Origin of the sequence: Myxococcus sp. CA039A, assembly GCF_013336645.1 — a bacterium.
Taxonomy (GTDB): Bacteria; Myxococcota; Myxococcia; order Myxococcales; family Myxococcaceae; genus Myxococcus; species Myxococcus llanfairpwllgwyngyllgogerychwyrndrobwllllantysiliogogogochensis.
The window spans coordinates 1-5660 of record NZ_JABUMQ010000492.1 but is presented as its reverse complement, the minus strand read 5'-3'; the positions used below and the strand labels follow the sequence as shown (position 1 = coordinate 5660).

The 5660-nt window shown below is 66.7% G+C and carries 6 protein-coding genes; 2 read left to right on the top strand and 4 right to left on the bottom strand.

Annotation, left to right across the window (positions count from 1 at the left end; genetic code table 11):
- Positions 1-295: 295 nt before the first annotated feature.
- Positions 296-538, top strand: coding sequence for a hypothetical protein (locus HR086_RS44200; RefSeq protein ID WP_254624880.1), 243 nt, complete (start codon positions 296-298; stop codon positions 536-538).
- Positions 539-601: 63 nt separating this feature from the next.
- Positions 602-1054, top strand: coding sequence for an SMI1/KNR4 family protein (locus HR086_RS44195; protein WP_174468641.1), 453 nt, complete (start codon positions 602-604; stop codon positions 1052-1054).
- 2 nt (positions 1055-1056) lie between these two features.
- On the opposite strand, the gene HR086_RS44190 is transcribed toward HR086_RS44195, so the two are convergent.
- From HR086_RS44190 to HR086_RS44175, 4 genes are all read right to left on the bottom strand, one after another.
- A complete protein-coding gene (locus HR086_RS44190) occupies positions 1057-2187 on the bottom strand; it encodes a DUF819 family protein (RefSeq protein WP_174453507.1) in 1131 nt (376 codons plus the stop codon).
- Between the two features lie 147 nt (positions 2188-2334).
- Positions 2335-3651, bottom strand: a complete 1317-nt coding sequence (locus HR086_RS44185) for an aspartate aminotransferase family protein (RefSeq protein WP_174453506.1) — start codon at positions 3649-3651, stop codon at positions 2335-2337.
- A 15-nt stretch (positions 3652-3666) separates the two neighbouring features.
- Positions 3667-4737 (bottom strand): TauD/TfdA family dioxygenase, encoded by a 1071-nt coding sequence (locus HR086_RS44180; protein ID WP_174453505.1) that lies wholly within the window; start codon positions 4735-4737, stop codon positions 3667-3669.
- Between the two features lie 294 nt (positions 4738-5031).
- On the bottom strand, positions 5032-5660 hold a 629-nt coding region (locus HR086_RS44175; protein ID WP_174468640.1), incomplete at its 5' end, for a BamA/TamA family outer membrane protein.

Below are 5660 nucleotides of genomic sequence, written 5' to 3'. Positions count from 1 at the left end.
GGGCTGCCCGTTGGCGAGCTGGGCGCGGGCTTCCCCCAGGGCGGCTTGGGCCTGTTGGGCACGGTTCTGGACTGCGGCCACCTCCGGTTCCTTGCAAGCAAGCGGGAGGAGGAGCGCCAGGGTCCAGGGAAGGGTTCGAATTCGCCAGGGCATCGCTGAGCGGGAGGGTACCGGATGTTATCCTCCCTCGTCGATGGACCCATTCGTTCGGCGCCTCGTGGAGAGGCTCCATGACCCCAGCAAGCCACTGTCGCGTAATCGGCACTTCCACACCTTCGACACCCCCGAGGGGCGGATGGCGCTGAAGGTGTTCCGACGCCTGCGCAGCCTCCAGAAGGACATCCTCGCCTGTCGGGCGGAGGGCCGGCGGGCCCGCATCTTCCGGCGCGTCAATGCGGCGGGGGACCACCGCATCGAGCTGACGATGGAGCGCATCTCCGGCAAGCGGGTCTCCGTGCTCCAGAGGGCGGAGCTGGAGCTGCTCTCCGCGCTCCCGGGAGTCCGGGAGGCGTTGGAGATTCGGGAAGAGGCGGCCTGACGGGGTGGCACCGAGGTGTGATGCCACTTCGTGGGCCAACCAGGCCCTACGTGGACCAAGCAGATGCAGACACTGCTCGAAGCACTGTCGCGCGACCACTACCCCAACCCTCCGGCGACCTCGGCACAAATCGCCGAAGCCGAGGCACGACTCGGGTGGAGATTGGACGCGGACTTGCGCGCGTTCTACCTCCACTGTGACGGTGCCACGCTTTTCCGTCGCAGGCCTGATGCGAAGTACCGAATCCTCTCGCTCTCTGAAATAGAGCGGGCACGTGTTCGCATGCGAGGGGAAGACGACGACTCCATGGGAGCGGCGACCTGGTACACCCTCCTCTACTGCCAGGACAGCGACTTCGTGCTCGTCGACGTGGCGCAGCCCGACGGCCCCTATCCACTGCTGGATGCGTTCCACGAAACCTATCCGCTGCACGTTCGACAGATCGCCAGAACATTCCAGGAGTTTCTGCAACGTGCGTTGAGGAGCGGCAACAAGCTGTTCTGGCTCATGGACTGACACTACGGCCGCAGGAGCCAGGACAGGGCGAGCCCCAGGTACGTCCCCAGCGCAAAGCCCATCAGCCCCGTGGTGATGCCGGAGACCATCAGCTCGCGATTGCGCAGCGCTCGGGCCACGGGGGCGATGAAGGCCGGGCCGAAGATGGTGGCCGTGGAGGTAATCAGCACCGTGTCGGCGTCGATGCGGAACAGCGCCGCCAGACCGAAATGCAGGACGATGGCCAACACCATCACGCTGGCGCAGAAGACGAAGACAGACAGTCCCGCGCTCCCTAATTGACTCGCATCCGCCAACGTCCCCACCACCACGCAGAAGACGAGCAGTGCGTAGTCCCCCAGCGCGTAGCTCCCAGGAAGGGAGCGGACTGCCGGGATGAAGGACGCCGCCAGAGACAGTGTGGTGATGAGCAGCAGCACCACCGTCGCCTCCAGTCGACCCGCGAGCCCCAGGCTCACTCCAGCGGACACACCGCAGATGGCGACGGCCAGCAGCAACGACAAAGCCAGACCTCGTGCGAACCGCCAGGAGAAGCCCTCCTGTCGCGTCCCCTCCTCCGCGGTTGAGCCATCCCAGCCCGTCGGATTCGGGAACGGAGGAAGAAAGGCCAGCGCGATGCGCTGTGCCACCGTCATCAGCACGAGCAGGTAGGCCGCTCCCGCGACAATGTCCGCCGTGTTGAGGAGCACGAAGGTCTCCTCTCGCACCTGGAGCGCCACGCCCACGGCGTTCATGTTGGCGGTACCGCCGACGTACACACCCACCAACATGCCGGCCATCTTCCACCACTCGTCCATCCGCCCTGAGAAGGCGAGTCCCACCACGGTGGCACTCACGAGGGCGGACACACAGGCGAGGGCAAAAGAGAGCAACGTCGTGCGGGCCAGCCTCGTCCAGCGCGGCACATCCGTGGAGAACAACAGGAGGGGAATCGCCAGCGGCACTGCCGCCTCGCTCACCGAGAGGCTCACGCCCGTCTGGAGCGACAACCCCGGTGCGTTCCCCAGGAGGACGCCCGCCGCGTAGCACATCACCACGGGCCCTACCCATGCCACGGCCTTGAAGACTCGTGTCCCCAGCAGCACAAGCCCGGGGAGCCCCACCACCACAAGGACCTGGATGAGCGCGCTCATAGGAGGGCACCCACGAGCCCGAACCAGGATGAGGCCAGCGTGCGACGCTGGATGAGCGCGCTCATCGAAGAGACCCCACAGGCATGAAGACGTGCTCGCCCCAGCCGAACCGGCGCAACACCACCGCGTGAATCGGGATGAGCGCGCTCATCCGTAGATGGAGTCCATGAACTGGCGGATGAAGTCCGCGGCCTCGCGGCGGTCTGGGATGGCGCCCAGCATCCCGTACATCGCGGCGCTTCCCTCGGGCGCAGGCTCTCCGCGCTCCAGACTCGCGGAACACGCTCGCAAGTCCGCGAGGAACGGCTCCACCACCTTCTCGTGCGCGGGCGTCACCATCAGGTGCAGCGCCGGCGGCCCCATCTGCCGGTCCAACTTCCACCCTCGCGCCTCCATCGCATCCCCCAACGCATACACATCCAACGTATCAGACGCGAAGGCAAAGACACTCAGCCGGGGCTCGCCCACCAGCTTCAAGCCTGGAATGGCTGTGATTCCCTCGCGCAATGCCCTCGCCGTATCGAGCACTGTCCCAGCGAGCCGCAGATATCCCTCCTCCCCCAGATACTTCAGGACTGCCCAGGCCGCCGCGATGGCGCCTCCCGGCCGGGTCCCCGCCATCGACGGCGACGCATAGATGCCGCCACACCAGTCCGCGTACGTGAAGAACTGATACCGACGCAGCTCCGGCGTGCGGTACAGCACGAGCGACGCCCCCTTCGCCGCATAACCATACTTGTGCAGGTCCGCCGACAGGCTCGTAACGCCAGGCACCGCGAAGTCGAATTCGGGCACGTCGTGCCCCAGCTTCCGCGCGAACGGCAACAGGAAGCCCCCGAGACACGCATCCACGTGAAAGAGGACACCGTGCTCCCGTGCGAGCGCCGCCAGTTCGACAATCGGGTCCACCAGTCCGTGGGGATAGGCCGGCGCGGAGCCGACCACGAGCACCGTGTTCGCCGTCAACGCGGCCCGAGTCGCCGCCACGTCCGCGCGAAAGTCCGGCCCCAGCGGCACATTGACGGGCTTCACGCCAAAGTAGTGCGCGGCCTTCTGAAAGGCCGGATGCACGGACGCGGGCAGCACCATCTCCGGCGCCATGATTCCCCGCTCCTCCCGAGCGAAATCCCGGGCCGTCTTCACCGCCATCAGGATGGACTCCGTTCCTCCCGACGTCAGCGTCCCCGCGGCGGTGTCTCCGTGAAACAACTCCGCGCCCGTGGCCACCACCTCTGACTCGAAACGCGCGAGGCTGGGGAACGCCAACGGACTGAGGCCATTCTCGGACATGAACTCCGTGTAGGCGTCCGCGAGCAGCCGGCGGATGTCATCCCCCGCGTGGTAGACGAGGCTCCACGTCTTCCCTTCCTTCCAGCGCGAATCATCGGCGCGCAGCTCGCGCATCTGGTCGAGGACGTCCTGGTGACTCATCCCTTGGGGGGCCAGTCGAGGCGAAGCGGGCATGGTGTTCTCCGGGGTTCAACGCGCATCGAAGTACACACCGCGAACCCAGCGGGCACCCGTGAACGAGGTGCGAGCGTGGAGCATTCGCCAGTTGTCATAGAGGAGGAAGTCACCCGCCCCGAGTCGGAAACGGAACTGGTGGCGCTCGTCCCGGACCAGCGTCGCGAAGCGGTTGTAGGCGCGGTACCACGCCTCCATCCGGGCGAACGGCACCCGGTGCGGCGCGAGCGTGAAGTAGCTGTACCGGATGCGAAAGCCCTCAGGCGCATCGAAGTCGAGCACGGGTGACACCAGCACCCGCTCGAACGCTGCCTGCTTGCGATGGAACGTCACCGGCACCGTGCGCAGAAGCTCGAAGGCAGACGCGTCCTGGTCCGCCAGGTAGCGCGCCGCCGCGAGCCCATCCACGACACTGTTCTCCCCACCCGTCTCGGCGGGCCGCTGGCAATGCAGGAGCTGGTAGCGCGGCGGTCGGTCCAGGAAGGGTTGGTCCGTGTGCAACTGCACCGCGCTGTCCGTATAGCCAAGCTGGTCCGTGTTCCGATTCGTCGTGTTGTCGGTGCGCAAATCCTCGATGCGGCCGAAGTGCGTCTCGATGACAGAGAGCCCGGCACCACCGAAGAGGTCGATGAGCGCCTCCGTGTCCGCCTCGAAGCCCCGCACGATGACCGCCCCGGACTCCTGGAGTCGCTTCAAGGCGAACGGCACGAGCGGCTCGCGCACCTGGGAAGCCTCCACCGTGAGCAACACACTGTCCGAGGGCGGCGGAGGCACGGCGACACGGTCTGCCGCATAGGCATTCGCGAGCAGCCAGTCCGCCGCGTACCGACTCACCTGCCCATCGGCACGGTCCCCCCAGTCGATATCGAGGCCAGAGGCATCCTCCGAGACCCGCACCCCGCGAGGCCGCAGCTCCAGCGGCAGCTCCGAGGAACAGACGATGCGCTCGCGCGTGAGCGGATGACGGTCCAGCTCCGAGTTGTGCCGCAGCCAGAACCAGTGGAAGTCCGCGTGCCGGGGAACACCATCCCCAGCGAAGTAGACACGCAGGAAATCGTCATGCGGTGCGAAGCGGGTGATGGGCATGCGCAAAAACTCCGGCAGAGGGACGCGAGGCCACGAACGCGCGACGAGGCCAGGGCCTCATCACCGGGACGCGGAACACCACCGGGGCAACGAGTCCGAGGCCCAGGGCCCGGGACTCAGCGGAAACGAACCGGTGGAACGAAGGACGCTCGAAGCAGCTCGACTAACAACACGCGCCACGGCAACAGCGGCCGGTGGCGGTCGTCAGGAAGCTCGCGTTCAAGAGCATCATCGTGGCGTCACGCTAGCTGGCACCCTCCGCGGGCGTCAATGCCACCGGATGACATCGGCCACTCAAAACATGTGGTTGAAGTCGAGATAGAAGGCGGACGTGCCATCCCGAGGACTCACGCCGTAGTCCGCTCGGACGATGAAGGTGTTGTCCCAGGCCACTCGCAGGCCCCCACCTCCCGCGTACCGGAACAACCCCTTGTCCCGAAAGCGGAGGTCCGTCCACACCTGTCCCGCATCGAAGAAGGCCACCAGCGTGAACTCCAACGGCTGCTCCCACGGCCGCACGTCGAGGAAGCGCCAGCGCAGCTCGCCGTTGCCCACCGTCTTCACCTCGCCCTGCAGGCGGTTCTTCAGCAGCCCTCGCGCGGTGAACAGGCCGCCCACGCCGCCCCAGCCATCGCGCCACTCCACTCCGCCAAAGCCGCTGAGCAGGAAGAAGGGCACATCCCCTCCAAGCACGTCGGCCATCAGGCGCAACGCGGCCACCAATCGCTCATGTCCCAGGGGGTGGTAGAAGCGAAGGTTCGCCGTGGAGCCCCAGTAGCTGAACGAGCTGCCCGTCGCCCCCACCGCGCCGCGTGCCGCCAGCTCGTGGAACATGCCGCGCACGGGCGCGGGCTCGTTGTCACGCGAGTCCCACAAAAGCCCCGCCGTCACCTCCGCTGTCCGGAACGTCCCCTCCCCTCCTC

What these genes read in the sequence shown, in the direction of transcription:
- HR086_RS44200 (WP_254624880.1), top strand. Translation starts at nt 296, where the DNA reads ATGGCGCTGAAGGTGTTCCGACGCCTGCGCAGCCTCCAGAAGGACATC.
- HR086_RS44195 (WP_174468641.1), top strand. Translation starts at nt 602, where the DNA reads ATGCAGACACTGCTCGAAGCACTGTCGCGCGACCACTACCCCAACCCT.
- HR086_RS44190 (WP_174453507.1), bottom strand. Translation starts at nt 2,187, where the DNA reads ATGAGCGCGCTCATCCAGGTCCTTGTGGTGGTGGGGCTCCCCGGGCTT.
- HR086_RS44185 (WP_174453506.1), bottom strand. Translation starts at nt 3,651, where the DNA reads ATGCCCGCTTCGCCTCGACTGGCCCCCCAAGGGATGAGTCACCAGGAC.
- HR086_RS44180 (WP_174453505.1), bottom strand. Translation starts at nt 4,737, where the DNA reads ATGCCCATCACCCGCTTCGCACCGCATGACGATTTCCTGCGTGTCTAC.